The organism is Ideonella sp. BN130291 (genome assembly GCF_036231905.1).
Taxonomy (GTDB): Bacteria; Pseudomonadota; Gammaproteobacteria; order Burkholderiales; family Burkholderiaceae_C; genus CAMLIZ01.
In genome coordinates this window covers 59,098-85,468 of sequence record NZ_JAZARE010000007.1, presented here as the reverse complement: position 1 = coordinate 85,468, position 26,371 = coordinate 59,098, and the positions used below count along the sequence as shown (strand labels likewise).

29 protein-coding genes are annotated in these 26,371 nt (G+C 69.5%); 24 read left to right on the top strand and 5 right to left on the bottom strand.

The genetic code is table 11. The features are described from left to right. Positions 1-120: 120 nt before the first annotated feature. Complete coding sequence (locus VPH43_RS16125; RefSeq protein WP_328578748.1) at positions 121-1,566, bottom strand: aminotransferase-like domain-containing protein; 1,446 nt, start codon at positions 1,564-1,566, stop codon at positions 121-123. A gap of 88 nt (positions 1,567-1,654) precedes the next feature. Here VPH43_RS16125 and VPH43_RS16120 point away from each other — a divergent pair, with 88 nt between their 5' ends. The 7 genes from VPH43_RS16120 to VPH43_RS16090 all read left to right on the top strand — a co-directional run bounded on the left by VPH43_RS16120 (position 1,655) and on the right by VPH43_RS16090 (position 7,566). Next, a complete protein-coding gene (locus VPH43_RS16120) occupies positions 1,655-2,263 on the top strand; it encodes a LysE family translocator (protein WP_328578747.1) in 609 nt (202 codons plus the stop codon). 142 nt (positions 2,264-2,405) lie between these two features. Continuing rightward, the gene (locus VPH43_RS16115; protein ID WP_328579001.1) at positions 2,406-3,320 is read left to right on the top strand and encodes a DMT family transporter; all 915 of its coding nucleotides are present in this window, start codon (positions 2,406-2,408) and stop codon (positions 3,318-3,320) included. Next, positions 3,320-4,090: an aspartate/glutamate racemase family protein gene (locus VPH43_RS16110; RefSeq protein ID WP_328578746.1), complete on the top strand. Its 771-nt coding sequence runs from the start codon at positions 3,320-3,322 to the stop codon at positions 4,088-4,090. The genes VPH43_RS16115 and VPH43_RS16110 overlap by 1 nt, the downstream gene beginning before the upstream one ends. After that, the gene (locus tag VPH43_RS16105; protein WP_328578745.1) at positions 4,087-5,286 is read left to right on the top strand and encodes an aminotransferase-like domain-containing protein; all 1,200 of its coding nucleotides are present in this window, start codon (positions 4,087-4,089) and stop codon (positions 5,284-5,286) included. Before VPH43_RS16110 ends, VPH43_RS16105 begins: the two co-directional genes overlap by 4 nt. Before the next feature lie 45 nt (positions 5,287-5,331). Continuing rightward, positions 5,332-6,171 carry a PhzF family phenazine biosynthesis protein gene (locus VPH43_RS16100; protein ID WP_328578744.1) on the top strand — a complete coding sequence of 280 codons (840 nt, stop codon included), beginning with the start codon at positions 5,332-5,334 and terminating at the stop codon, positions 6,169-6,171. A 7-nt stretch (positions 6,172-6,178) separates the two neighbouring features. Then, the gene (locus VPH43_RS16095; protein ID WP_328578743.1) at positions 6,179-6,850 is read left to right on the top strand and encodes a VOC family protein; all 672 of its coding nucleotides are present in this window, start codon (positions 6,179-6,181) and stop codon (positions 6,848-6,850) included. Next, complete coding sequence (locus VPH43_RS16090; RefSeq protein WP_328578742.1) at positions 6,847-7,566, top strand: alanyl-tRNA editing protein; 720 nt, start codon at positions 6,847-6,849, stop codon at positions 7,564-7,566. Before VPH43_RS16095 ends, VPH43_RS16090 begins: the two co-directional genes overlap by 4 nt. Before the next feature lie 157 nt (positions 7,567-7,723). Here VPH43_RS16090 and VPH43_RS16085 read toward each other — a convergent pair whose 3' ends face one another. After that, positions 7,724-8,170 carry a c-type cytochrome gene (locus VPH43_RS16085; RefSeq protein WP_328578741.1) on the bottom strand — a complete coding sequence of 149 codons (447 nt, stop codon included), beginning with the start codon at positions 8,168-8,170 and terminating at the stop codon, positions 7,724-7,726. Positions 8,171-8,353: 183 nt separating this feature from the next. Between VPH43_RS16085 and VPH43_RS16080 the strand changes: the two genes are divergently transcribed. The 14 genes from VPH43_RS16080 (at position 8,354) to VPH43_RS16015 (ending at position 19,610) form a co-directional block, all read left to right on the top strand. Next, positions 8,354-9,091: a cytochrome b/b6 domain-containing protein gene (locus VPH43_RS16080; protein ID WP_328578740.1), complete on the top strand. Its 738-nt coding sequence runs from the start codon at positions 8,354-8,356 to the stop codon at positions 9,089-9,091. Continuing rightward, entirely contained in the window at positions 9,091-9,612 is a 522-nt protein-coding gene (locus tag VPH43_RS16075) for a GNAT family N-acetyltransferase (RefSeq protein ID WP_328578739.1), read from the top strand. The genes VPH43_RS16080 and VPH43_RS16075 overlap by 1 nt, the downstream gene beginning before the upstream one ends. Before the next feature lie 30 nt (positions 9,613-9,642). Beyond that, positions 9,643-10,461, top strand: a complete 819-nt coding sequence (locus VPH43_RS16070; RefSeq protein ID WP_328578738.1) for an HpcH/HpaI aldolase family protein — start codon at positions 9,643-9,645, stop codon at positions 10,459-10,461. Positions 10,462-10,533: 72 nt separating this feature from the next. After that, positions 10,534-11,394 (top strand): aldose 1-epimerase, encoded by an 861-nt coding sequence (locus tag VPH43_RS16065; protein ID WP_328578737.1) that lies wholly within the window; start codon positions 10,534-10,536, stop codon positions 11,392-11,394. Between the two features lie 5 nt (positions 11,395-11,399). Next, complete coding sequence (locus VPH43_RS16060) at positions 11,400-12,305, top strand: SMP-30/gluconolactonase/LRE family protein (protein WP_328578736.1); 906 nt, start codon at positions 11,400-11,402, stop codon at positions 12,303-12,305. A gap of 110 nt (positions 12,306-12,415) precedes the next feature. Next, a complete protein-coding gene (locus tag VPH43_RS16055; protein ID WP_328578735.1) occupies positions 12,416-12,877 on the top strand; it encodes an ATP synthase subunit I in 462 nt (153 codons plus the stop codon). Positions 12,878-12,906: 29 nt separating this feature from the next. After that, positions 12,907-13,767, top strand: a complete 861-nt coding sequence (gene atpB, locus VPH43_RS16050) for a F0F1 ATP synthase subunit A (RefSeq protein WP_328578734.1) — start codon at positions 12,907-12,909, stop codon at positions 13,765-13,767. 60 nt (positions 13,768-13,827) lie between these two features. Further along, positions 13,828-14,091, top strand: a complete 264-nt coding sequence (atpE, locus tag VPH43_RS16045; RefSeq protein WP_328578733.1) for a F0F1 ATP synthase subunit C — start codon at positions 13,828-13,830, stop codon at positions 14,089-14,091. Positions 14,092-14,164: 73 nt separating this feature from the next. Then, positions 14,165-14,635 carry a F0F1 ATP synthase subunit B gene (locus tag VPH43_RS16040; protein WP_328578732.1) on the top strand — a complete coding sequence of 157 codons (471 nt, stop codon included), beginning with the start codon at positions 14,165-14,167 and terminating at the stop codon, positions 14,633-14,635. 3 nt (positions 14,636-14,638) lie between these two features. Continuing rightward, the gene (locus tag VPH43_RS16035) at positions 14,639-15,181 is read left to right on the top strand and encodes a F0F1 ATP synthase subunit delta (RefSeq protein WP_328578731.1); all 543 of its coding nucleotides are present in this window, start codon (positions 14,639-14,641) and stop codon (positions 15,179-15,181) included. 35 nt (positions 15,182-15,216) lie between these two features. Then, complete coding sequence (gene atpA / locus VPH43_RS16030) at positions 15,217-16,770, top strand: F0F1 ATP synthase subunit alpha (RefSeq protein ID WP_328578730.1); 1,554 nt, start codon at positions 15,217-15,219, stop codon at positions 16,768-16,770. Between the two features lie 106 nt (positions 16,771-16,876). Further along, positions 16,877-17,755, top strand: coding sequence for a F0F1 ATP synthase subunit gamma (gene atpG, locus VPH43_RS16025; protein WP_328578729.1), 879 nt, complete (start codon positions 16,877-16,879; stop codon positions 17,753-17,755). 28 nt (positions 17,756-17,783) lie between these two features. After that, positions 17,784-19,184, top strand: a complete 1,401-nt coding sequence (atpD, locus tag VPH43_RS16020) for a F0F1 ATP synthase subunit beta (protein WP_328578728.1) — start codon at positions 17,784-17,786, stop codon at positions 19,182-19,184. A gap of 9 nt (positions 19,185-19,193) precedes the next feature. Further along, a complete protein-coding gene (locus VPH43_RS16015) occupies positions 19,194-19,610 on the top strand; it encodes a F0F1 ATP synthase subunit epsilon (protein WP_328578727.1) in 417 nt (138 codons plus the stop codon). 120 nt (positions 19,611-19,730) lie between these two features. On the opposite strand, the gene VPH43_RS16010 is transcribed toward VPH43_RS16015, so the two are convergent. The 3 genes from VPH43_RS16010 to VPH43_RS16000 are packed head-to-tail and all read right to left on the bottom strand — an operon-like array spanning position 19,731 to position 21,843. Further along, positions 19,731-20,288 carry a TPM domain-containing protein gene (locus VPH43_RS16010; RefSeq protein ID WP_328579000.1) on the bottom strand — a complete coding sequence of 186 codons (558 nt, stop codon included), beginning with the start codon at positions 20,286-20,288 and terminating at the stop codon, positions 19,731-19,733. A gap of 13 nt (positions 20,289-20,301) precedes the next feature. After that, complete coding sequence (locus VPH43_RS16005) at positions 20,302-21,207, bottom strand: TPM domain-containing protein (protein WP_328578726.1); 906 nt, start codon at positions 21,205-21,207, stop codon at positions 20,302-20,304. Between the two features lie 6 nt (positions 21,208-21,213). Continuing rightward, positions 21,214-21,843, bottom strand: coding sequence for a LemA family protein (locus tag VPH43_RS16000; RefSeq protein WP_328578725.1), 630 nt, complete (start codon positions 21,841-21,843; stop codon positions 21,214-21,216). Between the two features lie 156 nt (positions 21,844-21,999). Between VPH43_RS16000 and VPH43_RS15995 the strand changes: the two genes are divergently transcribed. From VPH43_RS15995 to VPH43_RS15985, 3 genes are all read left to right on the top strand, one after another. Then, positions 22,000-22,800, top strand: coding sequence for a hypothetical protein (locus tag VPH43_RS15995; RefSeq protein WP_328578724.1), 801 nt, complete (start codon positions 22,000-22,002; stop codon positions 22,798-22,800). Between the two features lie 45 nt (positions 22,801-22,845). Continuing rightward, complete coding sequence (gene hemE, locus VPH43_RS15990) at positions 22,846-23,934, top strand: uroporphyrinogen decarboxylase (RefSeq protein ID WP_328578723.1); 1,089 nt, start codon at positions 22,846-22,848, stop codon at positions 23,932-23,934. 337 nt (positions 23,935-24,271) lie between these two features. Then, positions 24,272-26,368: a primosomal protein N' gene (locus tag VPH43_RS15985; protein WP_328578722.1), complete on the top strand. Its 2,097-nt coding sequence runs from the start codon at positions 24,272-24,274 to the stop codon at positions 26,366-26,368. Positions 26,369-26,371: the final 3 nt, after the last annotated feature.

The following is a 26,371-nucleotide window of genomic DNA, read 5'->3' as shown; positions in this document are numbered from 1 at the left end:
CAGGGACACAAGAGGACGCAGGTACCCACCGGAAACGACCGGTTAATGCATCCGAATGTTACGCGGCCGGTTGCAAACGCACACTGCAAGACCTTGCAGGTCGGGCTGGCACGGTGATTGTCACAGCGTGTCACGTGTGCGCTCCAACGCTTGCCAGAACCGGGCGTCCTGCGAGGTGGCGAAATTGATGCGCATCAGCGTCGTCGGGCGGGGGGTCGCATGGAACAGGGTGCCGGGCGCCAGCAGCCAGCCGTCGTCCAGCATCCGCTGTGCCAGCCGCTCGGTGTCCACGCCCACGTCGATCCAACCGAACAGCCCCGCTGGCGGCGTGACGAAGCGGCAGCCGGCCTCCAGCGCCAGGCGCTGGCTGCGGGAGCGCGCTGCGTCCAGCTGAGCAAGCACTCGCTCCGTATGGCGGCGCAACTGGCCTTGCGTGATGCACCAGGCGATCGCCTGCTCCGGCAGCGCCGGGGTGGTGAGGATGCTCAGCAGCTTCTGGTCGATGAAGCGCTCGGCCAGCGCCGGGGCGGCGGCGATGAAGCCCACCCGCCAGTTGGGCGCCAGGATCTTGGAGAAGCCGGAGATGTAGATGGTGCGCTGCAGCCCGTCCAGCGCCGCCAGCCGCGGTGCATGGGCCGGCGCCAGGTGCACGTAGGTGTCGTCTTCCACGATCAGCAGGCCGTGGGCTTCGGCAAGCTTCAGCACCTGATGGGCGGCCGCCAGCGGCAACGAGCAGCCGGTGGGGTTGTGCAGCACCGACACGGTGGCGTACAGGCGCGGCTTGTGGGCCTGCAGCAGGTTGGCCATGACGCCCAAGTCCGGGCCCTGCGGGCCGCGTGGTACCGGCAGCAGCCGCACGCCCAGGCGGGTGAGGCGGGCGTATTCCACCGACCAGCCGGGTTCGTCCACCAGCACCGCGTCGCCCGGCTGCAGCAGCGCGCGCGACACCACGTCCAGCCCATGGGTGGCGCCCATCGTGGTGACGATCTGACCCGGGCTGCAGCCGATGCCCAGGTCGGCCATGCGGTGCGACAGGGCCTCGCGCAGCCCCGGGTCCCCGGCCGGATCACCGTACTGGAGGCTGCTGGCGCGGTAGCCGCGCGCGGCTTCGGCCGTCATGGCGCGGCGCAGGGCGGCCTGGAGCAACGGCAGGTCCAGCCACTCGGCCGGCAGGGTGCCCATGCCGGGCGCGGGCAGCGACGCGTCCTGGGCAAACATGCCGCGGATCAGCGCGGTGGCGTCCACCGGCGGCGGCCGCAGGCGAGCGGCGTGGTCGTCGGGCGCGCGCCCCACCGGGCCGGCGCCACGCGGCTCGCGAACGAAAAAGCCGCGCTGGCGCCGCGCTTCCACCAGGCCTTGGGCCAGCAGCTGGTCATAGGCGGCCACCACCGTGGTTGGGCTGACGCCATGCCGGCGCGCACATTCACGCACCGACGGCAGGCGCGCGCCCGGCAGCAGAAGGCGCTGCTGGATGCGATCGGCGAAGCGGGCGCTCAACTGGTCCGTGAGCGAGGCGTCGGCCGCGCGCGACAGGGCAAAGGCAGGCAGGTCGTGCGGCGCGTTCATGTGTGCTGGTCGAAGTGGCAATACAGAAGGCTTGTTTGTGCGGCCAAGTGTACTGTCGCTGTGCTGGTGCCGTGGTTAGACTGGCTCGATGAGTTCACAGGAATTCGGGGCGTTGCTGCTCGTGGCCACCGCGATGAGCTTCACTCCCGGCCCCAACACCACCTTGTCCACCGCCCTGGCCGCCAACTTCGGGCTGCGCCGCGCGCTGCCCTTCTGTGCCGCGGTGCCGGCGGGCTGGTCGCTGCTGATGGTGTTGTGCGGCGCCGGCCTGGGCGCGCTCATCGTGGCCGCGCCGGCGTTGCGCCTGGCGGTCAAGGTGGTGGGGGTGGCTTACCTGCTGTGGCTGGCCTTCAAGCTGTCCGGCAGCCGGGCGCTCGGCGAAGCCGCCGCGCCGGTGGAGGTGGGTTTCGGCCAGGGCGTGCTGCTGCAGTTCGTGAACATCAAGGCCTGGATGCTGGCGCTCACGCTCACCGCCGGATGGGTGGCGGTGGCCGGCGCGGACACCGGCGCGACGGCCCGCCGCCTCGGGGTGGTGCTGGCCGTGATGGCGGTGTACGCCTTCGCCAGCAACCTCGCCTATGCCCTGGCCGGTGCGTTGCTGCGGCGCTGGCTCGCCCAAGGCGCGCGGCTGCTGTGGTTCAACCGGGGCCTGGCCATGCTGCTGGTGCTCACCGCTGCATGGATGGCCACGGTATGAGCCTCGCCCGGCTGCCCGTAGAGGCGAGCTCCCGCTGCGGCGGGAACGCGCGCAGCGCGAAGGTTGCACCCATGAGCCGCAGGGCCGTTCCCAAGGCGAATACCGCAGCCCGCAGGGCGGAGGTTGTCCTGTGACCGCCGTGATGCCGGTGTCCTTGCAGACACGAAAGGACGAATGGCGCGGCCTCTGGCTGGGGCTGCTGGGCGTGGTGATCTTCGCGATCACCCTGCCGATGACGCGCCTGGCCACCGGCACGGCCGCCGCGCCGCAGCTCACGCCCGTGTTCGTCACCTTCGGCCGCGCGGCCGGGGCTGGTCTGCTGTCGCTGCTGTACCTGGTGGCGGTGCGCGCCGCGCGGCCGAGCGGCCGGCAGTGGGCCGAGCTGGGCTTCACGGCGCTCGGCGTGGTGATCGGCTTTCCGCTCTTCCTGGCGTTCGCGTTGCGCCTGGTGCCGGGCAGCCATGCGTCGGTGATCACCGGCGTGCTGCCCCTGGCCACGGCGGCCGTGGGCGCGCTGGTGCTGCGCCAGCGGCCGTCGGTCGGCTTCTGGCTGTGCGCGGGCGCCGGTACGGCCTTGGTGATCGCGTTTGCGGCGCTGCAAAGCTCGGGTGGGCTGCAGCTGGCCGATGGGCTGCTGCTGGTGGCGGTGCTGTCCGCGGCCTGCGGTTATGTGAGCGGCGCACGCCTGTCCAAGGCGATGCCGGCGGAGCAGGTGATCTGCTGGGTGCTGGCGCTCAGCCTGCCGGTGACCTTGCCGGTCGCCTGGGTCCATTGGCCGGCGCAACCGGTGGCGGCCAGCGCTTGGTGGGGCTTCGGCTACGTGACGCTGTTTTCGATGTGGCTGGGCTTTTTTGCCTGGTACCGCGGGCTGGCCCTGGGCGGCACGGTGCGGGTGAGCCAGGTGCAGCTGCTGCAGCCGTTCCTGTCGCTGTTGTTGTGCGTGCCGCTGCTGGGCGAGCCGCTGGATGCCGCCACGGTGGGCTTCGCGCTCGCGGTGATCGCGGTGGTGGGTGTGGGCAAACGGATGCCGATCGGGCAGGCAGGAGACGCAAGATGATGAAGATGCTGGGAATCCTGGGGGGCATGAGCTGGGAGTCGACGCTGGTGTATTACCGGCTGCTCAACCAGGGCGTGGCGCAGCGCAAGGGCGGCCTGCACAGCGCGCCGCTGGTGCTGCACAGCGTGGACTTCGCGCAGATCGCCGCCCTGCAGCGCGCGGGCGACTGGGACGAAGCGGCGCGCCAGCTGGGCGCCGCAGGCCGGGCCCTGAAGCAGGCCGGCGCCCAGGCGCTGCTGATTGCCACCAACACCATGCACCTGGTGGCCGAGCCGGTGCGCCAGGCCGCCGGACTACCGCTGCTGCACATCGCCGACGCCACCGGCGCGGCGCTGCGCGCGGCGGGCCATCGCCGCGTGGGCCTGCTGGGCACCCGCTTCACGATGGAACAGCGCTTCCTGCGTGACCATTTGCAGCAGGACTACGGCATCGAGGCGGTCGCGCCCGACGCCGCCGACCGCGAATGCGTGCACCATGTCATCTTTGACGAGTTGTGCCGTGGCACCGTGAGCGCGGCGTCGCGCGAGGCCTACCTGGGCGTGATCGCCCGGCTGGCCGAACGCGGCTGCACGGCAGTGGCGCTGGGCTGCACCGAGATCGGCCTGCTGCTGCCGCCCGGCACGCCGGCGGCCGTGCCCCTGTTCGATACCACCGTCCTGCATGCCGAAGCCGCACTGGCCTGGATGTGCGACGACGACGCGGCCGCCACCAACGCCCCTGGCGCCCGCGCCACCTCGAAGAGCTTGACCGAAGAGAAAGTGACCTCATGAGCTGGACCCTGGCCCGCCGCGCCGAGCGGCTGAACCCGTCGATCATTCGCGAGATCCTCAAGGTCACCGAACGACCCGGCATCATCTCCCTGGCCGGCGGCCTGCCCGCGGCCGAAGGCTTCCCCATCGAGGCGCTGCGCGAAGCCAGCGACCGGGTGCTGACCGACGCACCGCGCGAAGCCATGCAGTACGCGGCCAGCGAAGGTTTCGGCCCGTTGCGCGAGTGGGTGGCCGCCGAGATGGCCACGCAAGGCCTGCATGTGCCGGCCGGCCAGGTGCTCATCACCGCCGGCTCGCAGCAGGGCCTGGACCTGTGCGCCAAGGTGCTGGTGGACGCCGGCTCCACCGTGGCGGTGGAATCGCCCACCTACCTGGGCGCGCTGCAGGCGTTCGCCCCCTACGAACCCGACTTCCTGCCGGTGGCCTGCGACGACCAGGGGCCGTTGCCGCAGGGCCTGGCCGCGGTGCGCGGCGCGCGCTTCCTCTACGTGCTGCCCAACTTCCAGAACCCGAGCGGCCGCAGCATCGGCGAGGCACGCCGTGTGGCGCTGGTGGAGGCGGCGGCCAAGGCCGGCCTGCCGATGCTGGAGGACAACCCCTACGGCGACCTCTGGTACGACGCCCCGCCGCCCGCCCCGCTGGCCGCGCGCGACCCGGACAACGTGGTCTACCTCGGCTCCTTCTCCAAGGTGCTGGTGCCCGGCCTGCGCCTGGGCTACGTGATCGCGCCGCCAGCCCTGTTCCCCAAGCTGCTGCAGGCCAAGCAGGCCGCTGACCTGCACACGCCCGGCTACAGCCAGCGCATGGTGCACGAGGTGGTGCGCACCGGTTTCCTGCAGCAGCACCTGCCCGCGGTGCGCGCGCGATACAAGGGCCAGCGCGATGCGATGCGGGTGGCGCTGGAGCGCCATCTGCAGCCGCTGGGCTGCCGCTGGACGGTGCCGGCCGGCGGCATGTTCTTCTGGGTGGAACTGCCGGCCGCGCTGGATGCGCTGGCGCTGCTGCCCCAGGCGGTGGACGCCGGCGTGGCCTACGTGCCCGGCTCGGCGTTTTTCTGCGCCGATGCGCAGGCCAACACCTTGCGCCTGTCCTTCGTGACCGTGTCGCCCGAGCGCATTGCGCAGGGCATCGAGGCGCTGGCCGGCATGCTGCAGCGTGCGCTGCAGGGTGAGCCCGTGCCGGCGGCCAGCGCCTGAGCGCGCACTGTCCAAGCCCACCGCATGACCTGAGAAAGTCCCTCCATGACCCTTCTGCGCAAGTTCCACCAGGTGGATGTGTTCACCGCCCGGCCGCTGCGCGGCAACCCGCTCGCCGTGGTGCATGACGCCAGCGGCTTGAGCGACGGCCAGATGGCCGAGCTGGCGGGCTGGACGAACCTGTCCGAAACCGCCTTTTTGCTGCCGCCCACCGACCCCGCGGCGGACTACCGCGTGCGCATCTTCACGCCCGGCGGCGAGCTGCCGTTCGCCGGCCATCCCACGCTGGGCAGCTGCTTCGCGTGGCTGGCCGCGGGTGGCACGCCTCGCGATGCAGCCCAGGTGGTGCAGCAGTGCGGCGTCGGCCTGGTGAACGTGCGGCGCGAAGGCGAGCGCCTGGCGTTTGCGGCGCCGCCCACCCGCGTGGAGCCGGTCGAGTCCGATCTGCTGGACCGGCTGTACCCGGTGCTGGGCGTCAAGGCGCATGAGGTGCGGGCCGCCGCCTGGCTCACCAACGGCCCGCGCCAGCTGGCGCTGGAGCTGGACAGCGCGGCCACCGTGCTGCGCCTGCAGCCGGACCATGCGGCGCTGAAAACACTCACCAAGGTGGGTGTCGTGGGGCGCCATGCCAAGGGCCAAGAGTGCGACGTGGAGGTGCGTTTCTTCGCCGCGCCCATCGGCATACCCGAAGACCCGGTCACCGGCAGCCTGAACGCCAACCTCGGCCGCTGGCTGATGGCCGATGGCCGCCTGCCGCGGCGCTACACCGCCGCCCAGGGCAGCTGCATGGGCCGTGCTGGACGGGTGTACCTCCACGACGATGGCCAGACCCTCTGGGTGGGTGGCGACGTGGTGCCGCTGGTCGAAGGCACGATCCAGTTGTGAGGCCGCTGTGAGCGTGGTGCTGGATCATCTGGTCGTGGTGGCCCGCACCCTGGCGCAGGGTGTGCAATGGTGCGAGGCCACGCTAGGCGTCACGCCGGGCCCGGGCGGGCGCCATCCGCTGATGGGCACGCACAACCGGCTGCTGAACATCAGCGCGCCGGGTTTCGAACGTGCCTACCTGGAGATCATCGCGATCGACCCGCAGGCCGAGCCGCCCACGCGTGCACGCTGGTTCGGCATGGACTCGCCCGCGCTGCAGGCCGCCGTGGCCCACGCGCCGCAACTGGTGCACTGGGTGGGCCGCAGCGACATGCTGGACATGCACCGCTGGGGCCTGGTGGCCGGTGGCCTGAACGCCGGCGAGCCGGTGGCCGCCAGCCGCGACACGCCGGCCGGCCGCCTGCAGTGGCGCATGCTGCTGCGCGACGATGGGCAGCTGCTGAACGGCGGCGCGCTGCCCACGCTGATCGAATGGACCGGCCCGCATCCGACCGACACGATGCCGGACGCCGGCTTGCAGCTGCTGCAGCTCACCGTGCGCGGCCTCCCGGCCAAGGCGGCGGAGGTGCTGCGGCCGCGCGGTGTCGAACTGGCGGCCGGTGAGGCGCCCACCCTGCAAGTCCGGCTGCACACGCCGCGGGGCGAGGTGCTGCTCACATCAGCGCAGGACATGCCATGACCGAAGAACTGTTCCGCGAGGACGCCGCGCTGGCGCAGTGCGATGCCACCGTGCTGCAGGTCGACGAACGTGGGGTGCAGCTGGACCGCACGGTGTTCTATCCGCAAGGCGGGGGCCAGGCCGGTGACCGCGGCGAGCTGCGCCTGCCCGACGGCCGCGTGCTGCTGATCGCCGACACGCGCAAGGGCCAGGCGCCGGGCGAGATCCTGCACCTGCCGGCGCCGGGCCAGGAGGCCCTGCTGGCGGAGCTGCGGCCCGGGCAGGCGCTGCAGGCACACATCGACACCGCCCGCCGCCAGCGCCACATGCGCTTCCACACTGCCACCCATCTGCTGTGCGCCCTGGTGCCGCATCCGGTGGACGGCTGCTCCATCACCGCGGACTCCGCGCGGCTGGACTTCCACATGACCGAGCCGCTGGACAAGGAAGCCTTGACCGCGGGCATCGCCGCCTACGTGGCCGGCCGGCACGCGGTGCGCCACCGCTGGATCAGCGAAGCCGAGCTCGATGCAAACCCGCAGCTGGTGCGCAGCATGAGCGTGCAGCCGCCGCGCGGCCTGGGCCGCGTGCGGGTGCTGGAGATCGACGGCGTGGACCTTCAGCCCTGTGGCGGCACGCACGTCGCCAACACCGCGGAGGTGGGCGACGTGGTGGTGACGAAGATCGAGAAGAAGAGCGCGATGACGCGCCGCGTGGTGCTCGGGTTCCGGCCCTAGCCGGGCGCTCCACCGCCGCCGAGAAGAGGAAGTTCCTCTGGGACAGACCGCGCAGCGGTCAGGGGCGGTGTTGGAGGCGGCGGCGGAACGCGGGCGGGTTGCCCGACCGCGTTCCGAGCCCCCTCGGGGGCGGCCGCCAGACGGCCGGGGGCTCCACTCAATCTTTTCTGAAGTTGTCGTGGCAGGCCTTGCAGGTCTGCGCCGTGGCACCGAACTGCGCCTTGATCTGGTCCAGGTTGCCGCCCTTGGCCACCGCCTGCAGCTTGGCGGCCTCCTCCTGCATCTTGGTGGCGCCGGCCTTGAACTTGTCGGCCTCGCTCCAGACCTCCGGCTTGGCGCGGGTGTTGCCGGCCTTGTCGGTGCCTTCGCCGAAGGCGGTGAAGGGCAGCTTGGACATCATCGCCACGATGTCGGCGTTGGCCGCAGCCGCGGCGGCGTCGAAGGGCACCTTGCCGTTGGCCATCGCACCCAGGCGGCCGAAGTGCGTGCCCATCACCTGGAATGCCGCGATGCGGTACTTGACGGCGTCTTCCGGTTTCTGGAACTGCGCGGAGGCGGGCAGCACCACGGCACCCACCAGGGCAGCCAGGAACAGGTGTTTCATGCGTTTCTCCTTGAGAGGAATCAGGGTCGCTACAAAAGCAAAGGCGCCCGCGGACGCCTCGCCTGAGTGTATTAACGGGACGGCTCGCACCCGGGATGCTCCGGGAAACCACCAGTGCGGCTTCTGGCAGCGCCGCGCTGCACGCGCTATCGTTGGCGGCCTCGCAGCAGCTTCATCCCATCGATGGCCAAATCCGCGGGCGCTTCCTCGGCGCCGCATGACACGCCCACCCCGGCGGCCGCGCGCCGCCTGCGGGTGTGGGACCTGCCCACACGCCTGTTCCACTGGACCCTGGCCGCCAGCGTGATCGCCTCCATCGTCACCGCCAAGGTTGGCGGCAACGCCACCGTGTGGCATTTCCGGCTCGGCTACCTGGCTTTCGCGCTGCTCTCCTTCCGCCTGCTCTGGGGGGTGATGGGGGGGCACTGGTCGCGTTTCGGCGCTTTTGTCTATGGCCCCGGCGCCTTGTGGCGCTACCTGCGCGGTGCGTCGCGGGCCGAGGATCGTTTCGACATCGGCCACAGCCCGCTGGGCAGCCTGTCGGTGTGGGCCTTGCTGCTGTTGCTGGCGCTTCAGGTGGCCACCGGGCTGGTGGCCGACGACGAGATCGCCAACGTGGGCCCGCTCAACCGCTTCGTCAGCGGTGCCCTGGCCAGCCAGGCCACGGGCTACCACAAGGCCATCGGCCAGTGGGTGCTGATCGGGCTGGTGGTGCTGCACGTGGGTGCGGTGCTGTTCTACCTGCTGCACAAGCGCCGCAACCTCGTCGCCCCCATGTTGCATGGCGACAAGGTGCTCGAGTCGGACGTGCCCGCGGACCTGCCACCCTCGCGTGACACCGCAGCCACCCGGCTGCTGGCGCTCGGGCTGTTTGCGGCATGTGCGGCGGGCGTCGCCTGGGTGGTGTCGCTGGGCGGCTGATGGACCTGCTGCAAACCTCGCCGGCGATCCACCTCGTCACGCCGGACTCCCCCGCCTTGCTGGACGCGGCGCGCGCGATCTTCCGCGAATACGCCGACAGCCTGGACATCGACCTGTCCTTCCAGGGCTTCGACGAGGAGCTGGCCACTCTGCCCGGGCCCTATGCCGAGCCCGAAGGCGTGCTGCTGCTCGCGCTGGTGGACGGCGAGGTGGCCGGCTGCGGCGCGGTGCGGCCGCTGCGTGAAGCCGACTATGCCAACGCCTGCGAGATGAAGCGGCTGTATGTGCGGCGCGCTTTCCGGCGCTTCGGCCTGGGCCGGCAGCTGGCGCAGGCGCTGATGGACCGCGCGGCCCAGGCCGGTTTTTCCGTGATGCTGCTGGACACGCTGGACGACATGGAGGCCGCGCGCGAGCTCTATGCCTCGCTCGGCTTCGAGGAGATCCCGCCGTACTACTACAACCCAGTGCCCGGCGCACACTACCTCAAGGCCGAGATCACCTGGTCCGGCAGCCGCTACTGAAACCACGCCCCACCCACCGCGGAGCCCTCCATGAACGCCTTTCGCCAGTTGATGAAGTCCGCGGGCAGCCATCCGCCCATCGGCACCTGGGTCATGTCGGCCAGCTCGCTGGTGGCCGAGGCGGTGGGCCATGCCGGCTTCGACTGGGTGCTGGTGGACATGGAGCACACGCCCGCCGACATGATGGAGATCGTGCACATGCTGCAGGCGCTGGCCGCCACCAAGGCGGTGCCGGTGGTGCGGGTGCCGTGGAACGACAGCGTGATGGTCAAGCGCGTGCTGGACGCGGGTGCGGCTACCGTGATGTTCCCCTTCGTGCAGAGCGCCGACGAGGCGCGCCGCGCGGTGGCCGCCACGCGCTACCCGCCGCAGGGCGTGCGCGGCATGGCAGGCATGAGCCGTGCCTCGCGTTATGGCACCACGCCCAACTACCTCAAGACCGCGAATGCCGAAGCTGGCGTGATCGTGCAGCTGGAAACCCGCGAGGCGGTGCAGGCGCTGGAGGCGATTGCGCAGGTGGACGGCGTGGATGCCTTGTTCATCGGCCCGGCCGACCTGTCGGCCAGCCTGGGCCATGTGGGCGAGCCCGCGCATCCGGAGGTGCTGGACCTGATGAGCCAGGCGGCGGGCCGGGCGCGCGCGGCCGGCAAGCCGATCGGCACCCTGGGCGGCACGCCGGAAATGGTGGCGCAGTACCGCGCCGCCGGCTTCGACTATGTGGCGCTGTCGTCCGACCTCGGCCTGCTGATGCGCGGCGCGCAGACCGCGTTGGCCTCGCTGCGCACCCAGGAGGTCGGTGCCCACGTGCATACCTTGAACACCGGCACCCGCACCGCCGGCGGACACTAGGCCGCAGCGTCCGAGCTCGCCGAGTTACGCCGCGGTACGGCTTTACGATCCCTCTTCCAACACCGACACCCCATGACCCACACTTCCGGCAGTTCGATCGAGATGCGTGCAGGCGACCTGCGGCTGGCCCTGCGCCCTGATTTGGGCGGTTGCATCGCTGGCCTGTGGCTGGGCGAACTGCCGGTGATGCGCAGTGCCGATCCGGCCGCGCTGGCCAGCGTGCGCGACAGCGCCAGCTACCCGATGGTGCCGTATTCCAACCGCCTGGGTTACCGGCGGTTCCAGTGGCTGGGCCAGGCATATACCACCGTGGAGAACTTCCCCGACATGCCGCATTCGCTGCACGGCGTCGCCTGGCAGCGGCCCTGGACGGTGGTGTCGCAGTCCGACGGCGAGGCGGTGCTGGCTTACGAGCACCAGCCCGATGCGCACTGGCCCTTTGCCTTCACGGTGCACCAGCGCTTCCAGCTGTCGCCGACCACGCTGCGCCTGGAGATGGAAGTGCGCAATGAAGCGCCCCATCCGGCGCCGGTCGGGCTGGGGTGGCACCCGTATTTCCCCAAGCGCCAGCGCAGCCGCCTGCATGTGGAGATCAGCGAGCGCTGGGAAGCGGGCGACACCAAGCTGCCGACGCGGCGGGTGCCGCAGCCCGGCATCGACGCCGATGTGGCACACCTCGATTTCGACCACTGCTTCGACGGCTGGACCGGTGCCGCGCGCATCCGCGACGAGCAGCTGTCGCTGCGGCTCGCCGCCTCGCTGGACCGGCTGGTGGTGTTCACACCGCCGCACGAGCCGTTCTTCGCGGTGGAGCCGGTGAGCCATGTCAACAACGCCATCAACATGGCCGAGCCGGCCCAGCACGGCTTGCGTGTGGTAGGCCCGGGCGAAAGCACCTCGGCCTGGATGGAGTTGCACATCGCCAGGGTGTGATGCCGATGGAGCCCTTGCTGTTCGACCCGCATCCGCTGCCGGTGTCCCCGGCGCTGCTGGGTGAGTCGCCCTTCTGGCATCCGCAGGAGCAGGTGCTGTACTGGTGCGACATCCCGGGTTTCAAGCTGCATCGGTACGACCCCGCGCGCAACCTGCACGACGAATGGGCCTTCGACACCGATGTGGGCTGCTGCGCGCCGCTGCTGGGCGGCGGGTTGGTGCTGGCCCTGCGCAGCGGGCTGTGGCGCCTCGACCCCGCCAGCGGCCGGCGCAATCAGCTGCTGAAGGCGCCCTACGACACCGCGGCCTTGCGCTTCAACGACGGCAAGGCCGATCCGCAGGGCCGCTTCTGGGTGGGCACGCTGCACGACGCGCGCGAGTTCAAGGGCGCGCTCTATCGCCTTGAGGCCCACCGGCTGGAGCCCGTGCTCGACGAGGTGGCGGTGAGCAACGGCCTGGCCTGGAGCCCGGACGCACGCACCCTGTATTGGGCCGACACCAAGCGCCACACCGTCTATGCCTTCGACCATGAGGTGACCGACGGGTCGGTGTCCAACCGGCGCGTGTTCGCAAGCTTCCCGCAACGGCAGCCCGAACAGGACCTGAGCGCCTATGGCGGCCGGCCCGATGGCGCGGCGGTGGATGTCGAAGGCTGCTACTGGGTGGCGATGTTCGAGGGCGCGCGCCTGCTGCGCCTGTCGCCGCAGGGCGAGGTGCTGCGTGAGGTGAAGCTGCCGGTGCAGTGCCCCACCATGCCGTGCTTCGGTGGTGCGGACCTGAAGACCCTGTTCATCACCAGCGGCCGGCACCATCGGCCAACGGAGGAGCTGGCGCGCCAGCCCTGGGCCGGCTGTGTGCTGCAGATGCGGGTGGACGTGCCCGGGCTGCCGACGAACTTCGCTGTCTTGTAAGCCCAACAACGGGCGCACATGCACCACCCCGGTGAGGCCGGGGCTGGCTTGCCACGGGTATTTACGTATAATCCCGAGGCTTTGCCGCAACCAGCCGTACCCGCCGCCCCATGCAAGACAACAACGCCTGGGACGATGACCGGGACGACGCAGCAAAGCAGGACTTCAAGCCCCTGAGCCGCGAGCAGGCGCAGGCATTGCGAGCCAAGAACCCCTCGGTGTCCCCGTGGCGGGTGATCGCAGTGCAGGTCGTGGTCGGTGGGGTGGTGGCGGCCCTGGCTTGGCTGCTCACGCAAAGGATGGAAGTGGCGTGGTCGTCGTTGTACGGCACCGCCACGGTGGTCCTGCCGGGCGTGCTGATGGCGCGCGGCATGACCAGCCGGCTCTCCGGCATGTCGCCCGTCGCTGGTGCAGCGGGCTTCATGGTGTGGGAGATGGTCAAGATCGGCGTTTCGGTCGTCATGCTGATGCTGGCGAACCGGATCGTGCAGCCCCTGAGCTGGCCCGCACTGCTGGTCGGCCTGGTGATCTGCATGAAGGTGTACTGGGTGGCGCTGCTGTGGCGCCGCTGACTGGAATCAAGCAAACGGAATCGATCCACATGGCAGCCGAAGGTCACGAGCTCAGCGCAGGCGACTACATCGTTCACCACCTCACCTTCTGGCAGAACCAGAAGTCCAAGGCGGTGGTGGACTTTTCCGTCTTCAACTACGACTCGATCATCTTCTCCATCCTGCTGGGTGTGATCGGCTGCTTCTTCCTGTGGCGTGCCGCGCGCACGGCCACCTCGGGCGTGCCCGGCCGCTTCCAGGCGTTTGTCGAGATCCTGGTCGAGCTGGTGGAAACGCAGGCCAAGGGCATCGTGCACAACGCACAAAGCCGCAAGCTGGTCGCCCCGCTGGCCCTCACGGTGTTCGTGTGGATCTTCCTGCTCAACGCGATGGACCTGCTGCCGGTCGATCTGCTGCCCTTCATCTGGGGCCGCATCGTCGAAGCCACCGGCGGCCATGCCGAACATGCCTACCTGCGCTCGGTGCCCACCGCCGACCTCTCGGTCACCATGGGCCTGTCGCTGGGTGTGCTGCTGGTCTGCCTGGTCTACAACATCAAGATCAAGGGCGCTGGCGGCTGGCTCCATGAGCTGTTCACCGCGCCGTTCGGCAACCACTTCCTGCTGTGGCCGTTCAACTTCCTCATGCAGATGATCGAGTTCGTCGCCAAGACGGTCTCCCACGGCATGCGGTTGTTCGGCAACATGTACGCCGGCGAGCTGATCTTCCTGCTGATCGCCCTGATGGGCGGCGCCTTCTCGCTCACGGGCACCGGCATCGGCCTGGCCATCGGCCACATCATCGCCGGGTCCGCCTGGGCCATCTTCCACATCCTGATCATCACGCTGCAAGCCTTCGTCTTCATGATGCTGGCCCTCGTGTACATCGGCCAGGCGCACGACGCGCACTGACCGACCGCAGTTCCCGTTCCCCCTTTCACTTTTCTTTTTCGCCAACTCAAAGGAGTCACCATGGAAGTCATCAGCTTTGTTGCCCTCGCCGCCGGCCTCATCATCGGTCTGGGCGCTGTCGGTGCCTGTATCGGTATCGGCATCATGGGCAGCAAGTTCCTCGAGTCGGCTGCCCGCCAGCCCGAGCTGATGGGCGAACTGCAGACCCGCATGTTCCTGCTGGCCGGCCTGATCGACGCGGCGTTCATCATCGGCACCGGTATCGCGCTGTGGTTCGCCACCGCCAACCCGTTCCTGAGCCAGATCGCCAACCTGCCGAAGTAATTCGACGACTCCAATGCGTGGCCGGCTGCGTGCAGCCGGCATGTTTCGTCATTCGAGTTTTTGAGGCACTAACGTGAGCATCACCGGTACCCTGATCGTCCAGATGATCGTGTTTGCGATCCTGGTCTGGTTCACGATGAAGTTCGTCTGGCCGCCGATCGCCGTGGCGCTCGACGAACGGGCGAAGAAGATCGCCGACGGCCTGTCGGCGGCCGACAAGGCCAAGGCCGACCTGGCCACGGCCAACAAGAAGGTCGAGGCCCAACTGGCCGCGGCCCGCGACGACGCCGCCAAGCGCCTGGCCGATGCCGAGCGCCTGGCGCAGTCGATGATCGAGGAGGCCAAGGCTCGCGCCAGCGAGGAAGGCGCCAAGATCGTCGCCGCTGCACGGGCGGAGGCCCAGCAGGAGTCGGTGAAGGCGCGCGAAGTGTTGCGCGACCAGGTCGCGGCGCTGGCGGTCAAGGGCGCGGAGCAGATCCTGCGCCGCGAGGTCAACGCCGGCGTGCACGCCGAGCTGCTGAACCGTCTGAAGACGGAGCTCTGAGCCATGGCCGAGCTTGCAACCATCGCCCGTCCCTACGCGGAAGCGCTGTTCCGCGCCAGCGCCGAACAAGGCGTCAGCGCGCGTGAACTGGCGGACCAGCTGGACGCGCTGGCCCAGGTGGCCGGCAACAGCCAGCTGCGGCAGTTTGCCGACAACCCGAAGGTCACTTCCGAGCAGGTGATCGAGGTGGTGCTGGGGGCGCTGAAGGCCATCCAGCTGTCGCCGCATGTGCAGAACCTGCTGCGCGCGGTGGTGGACAACGGCCGCCTGGTGGCGTTGCCCGAGGTGGCCGCGCAGTACCGGGCCCTGCTCAACCAGAGCACCGGCATTTCCGACGCCACCATCTACAGCGCCTTCCCGATCGAGCCCACGCAGGTGGCCGATGTGGTGGCGTCGCTGGAGAAGCGCTTCGGTCGCAAGCTCAACGCCACGGTGGAAGTGGACCCCACGCTGATCGGCGGCATCCGTGCCGTGGTCGGCGACCAGGTCTTCGACATGTCCGTCAAGGCCCGCCTGGAACAAATGAAGGTCGCGCTCACCGCGTGACATCGATGCGGTACTGAAAGGTCCCGGAGAACGCTATGCAATTGAATCCCGCTGAAATTTCCGAACTGATCAAGAGCCGCATCGAGGGCCTGCAAGCCTCCGCGGACATTCGCAACCAGGGCACCGTGGTCTCCGTGACCGACGGCATCGTGCGCGTGCACGGCCTGTCCGAGGTGATGCAGGGCGAAATGCTCGAGTTCACCCCGGCGGCCGACGGCACGCCCACCTACGGCCTGGCACTGAACCTGGAGCGCGACTCCGTCGGCGCGGTGATCCTGGGCGCCTACGAGCACATCTCCGAAGGCGACACCGTGAAGTGCACGGGCCGCATCCTGGAAGTGCCGGTGGGCCCGGAGCTGATCGGCCGCGTGGTCGACGCCCTGGGCCGCCCCATCGACGGCAAGGGCCCGATCAACGCCAAGATGACGGACGTGATCGAGAAGGTCGCGCCGGGCGTGATCGCACGCCAGAGCGTGAGCCAGCCGGTGCAGACGGGTATCAAGTCGATCGACTCGATGGTGCCCGTGGGCCGTGGCCAGCGCGAGCTGATCATCGGCGACCGCCAGACCGGCAAGACCGCCGTCGCGCTGGACACCATCATCGCGCAGAAGGGTCAGAACATGACCTGCGTGTACGTGGCCATCGGCCAGAAGGCCTCGTCGATCAAGAACGTGGTGCGTGCGCTGGAGCAGCACGGTGCGATGGAATACACCATCGTCGTGGCCGCGTCGGCGTCCGAGTCCGCCGCCATGCAGTACGTGTCGGCCTACTCCGGCTGCACCATGGGCGAGTACTTCCGCGACCGCGGGCAAGACGCGCTGATCATCTATGACGACCTGTCCAAGCAGGCTGTTGCCTACCGCCAAGTGTCGCTGCTGCTGCGCCGCCCGCCGGGCCGCGAAGCCTTCCCCGGCGACGTGTTCTATCTCCACAGCCGCCTGCTCGAGCGCGCCGCGCGCGTGAACGCCGACTACGTCGAGAAGTTCACCAATGGCGAAGTCAAGGGCAAGACCGGCTCGCTGACCGCGCTGCCGGTCATCGAAACGCAGGCCGGCGACGTGTCCGCCTTCGTGCCGACCAACGTGATCTCGATCACCGACGGCCAGATCTTCCTGGAGACCAGCCTGTTCAACGCCGGCATCCGCCCCGCCATCAACGCCGGTATCTCGGTGTCGCGTGTCGGTGGTGCCGCCCAGACCAAGCTGATCAAGGGCCTGTCCGGCGGTATCCGTACCGACCTGGCGCAGTACCGTGAGCTTGCTGCGTTCGCGCAGTTCGCTTCCGACCTGGACGAAGCCACCCGCAAGCAGCTGGACCGCGGCGCCCGCGTGACCGAACTGCTGAAGCAGCCGCAGTACAACCCGCTGCCCATCAGCCTGATGGCCGCCACGCTGTTCGCGGTGAACAAGGGTTATCTGGACGACGTCGACACCAAGAAGGTGCTGGCGTTCGAGTCGGGCCTGCATCAATTCCTGCGCTCCAGCCACGCGGCCCTGCTGCAGAAGCTGGACAACGACAAGGCGATGGACAAGGACGCCGAAGCGCAACTGACGAACGCGATCACCGCGTTCAAGAAGTCCTTCGCCTAAGCATGTCCACCCCCACGCTCACTGCGTTCGCTGCCCCCCGGGGGGGCAGCGGCCGCTTGGGGCGGCCCGGCGCTGGCCGCGCTGCTTCGATTGAAGGAGTTGCCTGATGGCTGTAGGCAAAGAGATACGCGGCAAGATCAAGTCCTTCGAGAACACGAAGAAGATCACGAAGGCGATGGAGCTGGTGTCCGCGTCCAAGATGCGCAAGGCGCAGGAGCGGATGCGGCACGGCCGCCCGTACGCCGACAAGATCCGCAACATCGCCGCCAACCTGTCGCAGGCCAATCCGGAGTACCGCTCGGCCTACCTGCGCACCGGCGGCAATGCCAAGGTGATCGGCTTCATCGTCGTCACCACCGACAAGGGCTTGTGCGGCGGCCTGAACACCAACGTGCTGCGCGCGGTCACCAACAAGATGCGCGAAGTGCAGGGCGCGGGTGGCCAGGTGCAGGCGGTGGCCATCGGCAACAAGGGCCTTGGCTTCCTCAACCGCATCGGCGCCAAGGTGGTGTCCCACATCACCGGGCTGGGCGACAAGCCCCAGCTGGACAAGCTGATCGGGCCGGTCAAGGTGATGCTGGATGCCTTCGTCGCCGGCCAGGTGGACGAGGTGTACCTCTGCTACACGCAGTTCATCAACACGATGAAGCAGGAGCCCAAGGTCGAGCCGCTGCTGCCGCTGGCGGCCGCGCGCCTGGAGCAGACCGCCGAAGAGAAGAAGGCCTACGGCTGGGACTACCTCTACGAGCCGGACCCCGCCACGGTCATCGACGAGCTGCTCACCCGCTACATCGAAGCGCTGGTCTTCCAGGCGGTGGCCGAGAACATGGCTTCCGAACAGTCCGCCCGCATGGTGGCCATGAAGGCCGCCACGGACAACGCCGGCAACCTGATCGCGGAGCTGAAGCTGGTCTACAACAAGACCCGCCAGGCCGCCATCACCAAGGAACTGTCGGAAATCGTCTCCGGCGCCGCCGCGGTTTGACACCCGATTTGAATTGAAGGAAAGACAAATGGCACAAGGCAAGATCGTTCAGTGCATCGGCGCCGTGGTGGACGTGGAGTTCCCGCGCAACGAGATGCCCAAGGTGTACGACGCCCTCAAGATGGAAGGCTCCGCGCTGACGCTGGAAGTGCAGCAGCAGCTGGGCGACGGCGTGGTGCGCACCATTGCGCTGGGTTCGTCCGACGGCCTGCGCCGCGGCGTGACCGTCACCAACACCGGCGCGCCGATCACGGTGCCGGTGGGCAAGGCCACGCTGGGCCGCATCATGGACGTGCTGGGCACGCCGATCGACGAGCGCGGCCCCGTGAGCCAGGAGCTCACCGCCGCCATCCACCGCAAGGCCCCCACCTATGACGAGCTGAGCCCGTCGCAGGAGCTGCTGGAAACCGGCATCAAGGTGATCGACCTGATCTGCCCGTTCGCCAAGGGCGGCAAGATCGGCCTGTTCGGTGGCGCCGGCGTGGGCAAGACCGTGAACATGATGGAGCTGATCAACAACATCGCCAAGGCGCACTCGGGCCTGTCGGTGTTTGCCGGCGTGGGCGAGCGCACCCGCGAGGGCAACGACTTCTATCACGAGATGGCCGACTCCAAGGTCGTGGACCTGGACAACCTGGGCAACTCCAAAGTGGCCATGGTGTACGGCCAGATGAACGAGCCGCCGGGCAACCGCCTGCGCGTGGCCCTGACCGGCCTGACCATCGCCGAGTCGTTCCGCGACGAAGGCCGCGACGTGCTGTTCTTCGTGGACAACATCTACCGCTACACCCTGGCCGGCACGGAAGTGTCCGCGCTGCTGGGCCGCATGCCGTCCGCCGTGGGCTACCAGCCGACGCTGGCCGAGGAGATGGGCCGCCTGCAGGAGCGCATCACCTCCACCAAGGTGGGCTCGATCACCTCGATCCAGGCCGTGTATGTGCCCGCGGACGACCTGACCGACCCGTCGCCGGCCACCACCTTCGCCCACCTGGACGCCACCGTGGTGCTCAGCCGTGACATCGCCGCACTGGGCATCTATCCGGCCGTGGACCCGTTGGACTCCACCAGCCGCCAGGTCGACCCGAACGTCGTGGGCGAGGAGCACTACAGCACCACCCGCGCGGTGCAGGGCACGCTGCAGCGCTACAAGGAACTGCGCGACATCATCGCGATCCTGGGCATGGACGAGCTGAGCCCGGAAGACAAGCTGGCCGTGGCCCGCGCCCGCAAGATCCAGCGCTTCCTGTCGCAGCCCTTCCACGTGGCCGAGGTGTTCACCGGCACGGCGGGCAAGTATGTGCCGCTGAAGGAAACCATCCGCGGCTTCAAGATGATCGTCAACGGCGAGTGCGACCACCTGCCCGAGCAGGCCTTCTACATGGTCGGCACGATTGACGAGGCTTTCGAGAAGGCCAAGAAGCTGCAATAAGGAGCCGTCATGGCAACCATTCACGTCGACGTTGTCTCCGCCGAAGAGAACATCTTCTCCGGCGAGGCCAAGTTCGTCGCGCTGCCGGGCGAAAACGGCGAACTCGGCATCCTGCCGCGCCACACGCCGCTGATCACCCGCATCAAGCCGGGCGCGGTGCGCATCGAGCGTGCCGACAACGGCGAGGAAGAGTTCGTGTTCGTGGCAGGCGGCATCCTCGAGGTGCAGCCGGGCTCGGTCACCGTGCTGGCCGATACCGCGATCCGCGGCCACGACCTCGACGAGGCCAAGGCCAACGAAGCCAAGCGCCTGGCCGAGGAAGCGATGAAGAGCGCCAAGAGCGACGTGGATTTCGCCCGCGCGCAAAGCGAGTTCGCCGCCATGGCGGCCCAGATCGCCGCGCTGCGCCGCTTCCGCGGCAAGTGAACGAACCCTCATCCGTGCGCGCGAGCGCATGGAAGAAGCAGGCCCGTCCCGGAGTCGCCGAACGGGCCTTTTTCGTGGCTCCGGGCTTCACGGCGTCATGCGGGTGGGGCCAGAGGATGGTCAGCCGCGGTAGGGCCGGTCGGGCAGTTCGTTGGACCGCGCAGCCGCGTCCTTGATCGGAAAGTGCTGCACCAGCAACGCTTCCACGGCCTCGATGGCCTGCATCAGGCCCGCTTCGAAATGCCCTTCACGGAACGCGCTGGCCATGCCGGCCACCAGCCGGTCCCATTCGTCGGGCGGCACGCGGCACGCCAGGCCGCGGTCGGCCACCACCTCGATCGCGTGTTCGGCCAGCAGCAGGTAGATCAGCACGCCGTTGTTGTGTTCGGTGTCCCACACGCGCAGCTTGCCGAACATGGCCACCGCCCGCTGGCGTGCGCTGGCGCCGGCCCAGGCATACGAGACGGGCAGGCCCGCTTCGATGCACAACCGGATCTCGCCGGTGTGGCGGCGTTCGCTCGCCTGCACACGCTGTTGCAGGCGGTCGAGCGCCGCGTCGTCGACCAGCCGGCGGGCATCGCTCTCGTCCATCCAGCGGTGCCGCAGCAGGCGTTTCAGGCGCGCCCAGGCCCCTTGGCCGGGTAGTGCGGGCGCTGCGGGTGCGGGGCTGCCGTTCATCGCCATGCCGTGCTCACCAGCTGCCCGACGAGCCACCGCCGCCAAAGTCGCCACCGCCGCCGGAGGAGAAGCCGCCGCCTCCACCACCGCCCCAGCCGCCCCCACCGCCGCCACCCCAGATGATGGGCGGCATCACGCCCCCGAAGCCACGTCGCCGGCTGGCACCACCCAGGCCGAACAGGCCCACCAGCAGCAGCGCCAGCACGCCCGCCACTCCGGCCAGCAGCAGGCTGGAGCTGAAGGCCCAGGCTGCCGCGCCGGCCCCGCCCGCGGTGGCCAGCGAGCCGAGCTTGTTGCCCAGCATGCCCTTGAGCACCGCGCCGGCGATCGGCACGCCGATGAAGAAGAACATCATCAAGGTGCCCCAGTCCATGCCCGTGTCCTGGGGCGCGCTGCGCGGGCCGCGCTGGGCCGGGGCAGGCAGGTGTTCACCCCGGATGCGCGCGATCAGCTGGTCCACCGCGCCGTTCAGCCCGCCGGCAAAGTCGCCGGCCTTGAAAGCCGGCGTGATCACGCGGTCCATGATCTGGCGCGCGGCCAGGTCCGGCACCGCGCCTTCGAGCGCCTTGGCCGGCGCAATGCGCACCCGGCGGTCGTTCTTGGCCACCACCAGCAGCAGGCCGTCGCCCACCTCGCGCCGGCCGATCTTCCACGCCTCGCCCACGCGCTGGGTGTAGTCGACGATGTCCTCCGGCTGCGTGGTGGGCACCATCAGCACCACCATCTGCGGGCCGGCGGCCTCTTCGAACGCGGCCAGCTTGTTCTCCAGCGCCAGGCGCTGGGCCTCGCTGAGGGTGCCGGTCTGGTCGATCACCCGCGCGCTCAGCGGTGGCACCGGCAGCACCGGCTGGGCATGCAGCAGCGGGGCCAGCAGGGCCAGCGCCAGGGCACACAGCCAGGCACGCCAGGGTGTGGCCATCAAGGGTCAGCGCGACGCTGCCGACGCCGGGGCCGGTGCGGCGGGTTTGTCGAAGCTCACGCTGGGCGGCACGGAGATCTGCGCCTCGTTCTGCACCGTGAAGTTGGGCTTGGGTTCGTAGCCGAACATCTTGGCGGTGAGGTTGGTGGGGAACTGGCGCGCCAGCACGTTGTACTGCGCCACCGCCTGGATGTAGCGGTTGCGCGCCACGGTGATGCGGTTCTCGGTGCCTTCGAGCTGCACCCGCAGGTCCTGGAAGGCCTGGTTCGCCTTCAGGTTGGGGTAGGCCTCTGCCACCACCATCAGCCGGCTCAGGGCGCCGGTGAGTTCACCCTGCGCCGCCTGGAATTTCTGGAATGCGGCCGGGTCGTTGATCAACGCCGGCGTGGCCTGGATGCTGGTGGCGCGCGAGCGGGCCTCGATCACCTTGGTGAGGGTCTCCTGCTCGAAGTTGGCCTCGCCCTTGACCGTGGCCACCAGGTTGGGCACCAGGTCGGCACGGCGCTGGTACTGGTTGAGCACCTCCGACCAGGCGGCTTTCACCTGCTCGTCGAGCTGCTGGAACTGGTTGTAGCCGCAGCCGGGCAACACCACGATGGCCAGCAGTGCGGCCAGCCACGCAATAAACCGCTTCATCGTTCAAGTCCTCCAGTGATCCGGGTCTTCAAGGCAAGAGCCATGCCCCAGCGGGCCAGATGATGCGCCCAGGCGCAGTTTCAAGCGCTGCAGCATGCGCGCGTTTGCGCTGAAGCAGTGGCGGCCAAGCGGTCGTGCGGCCGCTACAGTGCCGGCATGTCCTTGTTGCACCATGCCCTGAAGGCCGGCCAGGCGCCGCGTGCGCCTGCCCCGCGGGCGGGCACGACCCGGGTCGCCGTCGTGGCAGGCGCTGGCGGCCCGCTGGGCTCCGCGGTGCTGGAGCAGGCGCTCGCACGCGGCGGCTTCGCACAGGTGAAGGTGCTGGCCACCAGCCCGGTGGCGCCCGCGATGCGGGGTTTCCAGGCGCTCACCCTGGACCAGCTCGCCGATGCGCAGCCGGCGCCCGACACCGGCTTCGTCGTGTTCGACCGCGAGCGCCATGCCAACGGCCGTGAAGCCGCCTTCCTGCGGCCGGACCCGGCCGGGCTCGCGGCGCTGGCGCAGCGCCTGCGCGCCGCGGGCGTGCGCCGGCTGCTGGTGGTGCTGCCCCACGCGCCCGCCCTGCTGCCCCAGGCGCTCAAGCATGGCCTGGCCACCCTGGACGAGCAGGCGGTCGCCGCGCTGGACTTCGAACAGGTGGTCTTCGTGCGATCCGCTCAGGCCCTGGCCGCAGCGCCTGCAGGCGGCTTGGGCCGGCTGGCGCGGCTGGGCCGTGCCCTGCTGGCGCAGCTGCACTGGATGGTGCCCCAGCACGAACAACCGGTGCGCCCGGCCAAGCTGGCGGCGCTGGTGGCTGCGCTGGCGCGCCAGCTGCCCGAGGCGCCGCACGGCACCCGGGTGCTGCCACCCGAACTAGTGTGGCTGGCCAGCCAGCAGGGCGACCCACAGGCGCTTGTGCGCGCCTGGCTGCAGGGCGAGCCGATGCCGCCCTTGCGCGCCCTCAAGCCGCGCATGTGATCGTCGGGCGGCCGCGATGGAGCCAGGCCGGATAATCCAGCGCTTATGTTCGCGCCGCTCTCCAACGACACCTTCCTGCGCGCCTGCCTGCGCCAGCCGACCGACCACACGCCCGTCTGGCTGATGCGCCAGGCCGGCCGCTACCTGCCGGAGTACCGGGCCACGCGCGCGCGGGCCGGCAGTTTCATGGGGCTGGCGACGAACCCGGATTTCGCCACCGAGGTGACGCTGCAGCCGCTGGAGCGTTATCCGCTGGACGCGGCCATCCTGTTTTCCGACATCCTCACCGTGCCGGATGCCATGGGCCTGGGCTTAAGCTTCGCCGAGGGCGAGGGCCCGCGCTTCGCCCATCCGGTGCGCGACGAGGCCGCGGTGGCGGCGCTGCAGGTGCCCGACATGGAGAAGCTGCGCTACGTCTTCGATGCGGTCACTTCGATCCGGCGTGCGCTGAACGGCCGGGTGCCGCTGATCGGCTTTGCCGGCAGCCCCTGGACGCTGGCCTGCTACATGGTCGAAGGCGCCGGCTCGGACGACTACCGCCGCATCAAGACGCTGCTGTACAGCCGCCCCGACCTGCTGCACCGCATGCTCGAGGTCACCGCCGACGCGGTCGCCCAGTACCTCAACCTGCAGATCGTCGCCGGCGCGCAGGCGGTGATGGTGTTCGACAGCTGGGGTGGCGTGCTCGCCGACGGCATGTTCCAGCAGTTCAGCCTGGCGTACACCGAGCGCGTGTTGCGCCAGCTGCGCCGCGAACATGAGGGCCAACGCGTGCCGGCGATCGTGTTCACCAAGGGGGGTGGCTTGTGGCTGGAGGCGATCGCGGCCAGCGGCGCCGACGTGGTCGGCCTGGACTGGACCATGAACCTCGGCACGGCGCGCGAGCGTGTGGGCGACCGGGTGGCGCTGCAGGGCAACCTGGACCCGAACGCCTTGTTCGCACCCGAAGCCGCCTTGCGCGCCGAAGTGCGACGCACGCTGGATGCGTTCGGCCCGCCGCAAGATGCTGCGGGCCGCTGGGCCGGGCATGTGTTCAACCTCGGCCACGGCATCAGCCAGCACACACCGCCTGAGCACGTGGCCTGGCTGGTGGACGAGGTCCACCGCCATTCGCGCCAGCAACGCGCGGCGTGACATTGTTCCGGTCACCGTCAGCAGCGCCACACCGCAGCTGCACGTGAGATTTTTGCGAGAGATGGTGCACGGGGCTTGACTTATCCCCAAATCTTGTGTTGCGAGGGGTGCGTGTAAATCTTTCGGCAAATCGCCATCAGGTTTTCCCTAGGTGGCGCTAAGTCGTTGATTTCATTAGATCGCCGTACTGCCTTTTGCTGAGGCATCGAGAAAAGCTGCTAATTGGATCAAGCAGTTAGGCGCGCGGTCTGCAGGTTTCCCACAAAGTTATCCACAGGATTCGTGGATAGTTCCAAAAGCTGTTCAAATTCATCAACTTAGCGCCGTTCCTTCAACTGTGACTGAAGATCCGAAGGCGCTCGCGGCGGCGGCCGGCGAGCCGGCAGGGCGCGTGGTGGTGGCGGTGGATGCCCCGCAGCACAGCGGCCTGGACGGCCTGCTGGAGTACAGCCACCCGCAGCCGCTGCCGGCCGGTACCCTGGTGCGGGCGCCGCTGGGCCGGCGCGATGTGCCGGGCGTGGTGTGGCATGGCCAGCCGGCCTGCGCGGCGGACGAAGCGGCCCTACGGCCGGTGGGCGAAGTGCTCACCTGCCTGCCCCCCCTGCCTCTGCCCTGGCTGAAGCTGGTGGACTTTGCCGCCGCCTATTACCAGCGCGGCGTCGGCGAGCTGGCCGCCTCCGTGCTGCCGCCGGAGCTGCGCAAGCATGACAACGCGGCGTTGGCCAAACGCCTGGCGCGCCTGCACAAGCGCCTGGCCGTACCGCCGGTGGACATGCCGGCCGGCGAAGCGCCTGCGCTCAGCGCCGAGCAGCAGGCCGCGCTGGCCCAGCTGGCGGTGGCCGGCGCCCAGGGCACTCCACCGCCTGCGCTGCTGTATGGCGTCACCGGCAGCGGCAAGACCGAGGTCTACCTGCAGGCCGCCGCACGCACCCTGGCGGCCGGCCGCCAGGTGCTGGTGCTGGTGCCCGAGATCAACCTCACGCCGCAGCTGCAGGCGCGCTTCGAAGCCCGCTTCGCCGGGCGGCGCCTGGTGGCGATGCACAGCGGCCTCACACCCGCCCAGCGCCTGGGCCACTGGCTGGCGGCGCACCTGGGCCTGGCCGACCTCGTGCTGGGCACGCGCCTGGCGGTGTTTGCGTCCCTGCCGCGGCTGGGGCTGGTGATCGTGGACGAGGAACACGACCCCTCCTACAAGCAGCAGGAAGGGGCGCGTTATTCGGCGCGCGACCTGGCGGTGTACCGGGCCCGGCTGGAGGGCGTGCCGGTGCTGCTGGGCTCGGCCACGCCTTCGCTGGAGACCTGGCAACGCGCCGAAGAAGGCCGCTACCTGCGCCTGCCCATGCGCCAGCGCATCGGTGGTGGCGCCCTGCCCCAGGTGCGGGTGGTGGACATGAGCCTGCTGCCGCGTGCGGCCGGCATCACGTCCGCCCTGTCGCCGCCGCTGGTGGCTGCGCTGCGCGAGCGCATCGCCCGCGGAGAACAAAGCCTGGTGTTCCTGAACCGGCGTGGTTATGCGCCGGTGCTGCACTGCGCGGCCTGCGGCTGGAAGAGCGGCTGCCCGCACTGCAGCGCCTGGCGCGTGTTCCACAAGGCCGACCGCAGCCTGCGCTGCCACCATTGCGGCTTCAGCGAGCGGGTGCCGCGTGCCTGCCCCGACTGCGGCAACCTTGACATCTCACCCCTGGGCCGCGGCACCGAGCGGCTGGAGGAGCAGCTGGCCGAAGCCCTTCCCGGTGCGCGCCTGGCCCGCATCGATGCGGACAGCACGCGGGCCAAGGGCGCGCTGGAGGCCCGGCTGAACGCGGTGCATGCGGGTGAGGTGGACGTGCTGGTGGGCACGCAGATGATCGCCAAGGGCCACGACTTCCGCCGCATCACGCTGGTGGCCGCGGTCAACCCCGACAGCGCCCTGTTCGCCAGCGACTTCCGCGCGCCGGAGCGCCTGTTTGCGCTGCTGATGCAGGCGGCGGGCCGCGCGGGGCGCGACGCGGCGGTGGAGGCGGTGAGCGAGATGTGGGTGCAGACCTGGCATCCCCAGCATGCGCTCTATGCGGCCCTGCGCCGCCACGACTACGACGCTTTTGCCGCGGCCCAGCTGCGCGAGCGCGAGGGGGCGGGGCTGCCGCCCTTTGCCAGCCTGGCCCTGATGCGCGCGGAGGCGCGCACGGCCGAGGTGGCCAGCGGTTTCCTGAGCGCGGCGGCAGCGCTGGCGGCCGCCTTGCCGGAGGCGGCCCATGTGACGGTGTATCCGCCGGTGCCGCCGGCCGTGTCGCGCGTCGCCAATGTGGAGCGCATGCAGATGCTGCTCGAGTCGCCCACGCGAGGTGGACTGCAGCGCCTGCTGCAGCAGTGGGTGCCACAGCTGCATGCGCTGAGGTCAGCCCACAAGGGCGTGCTGCGTTGGGCGGTGGACGTGGACCCGCTGCAGATCTGACAG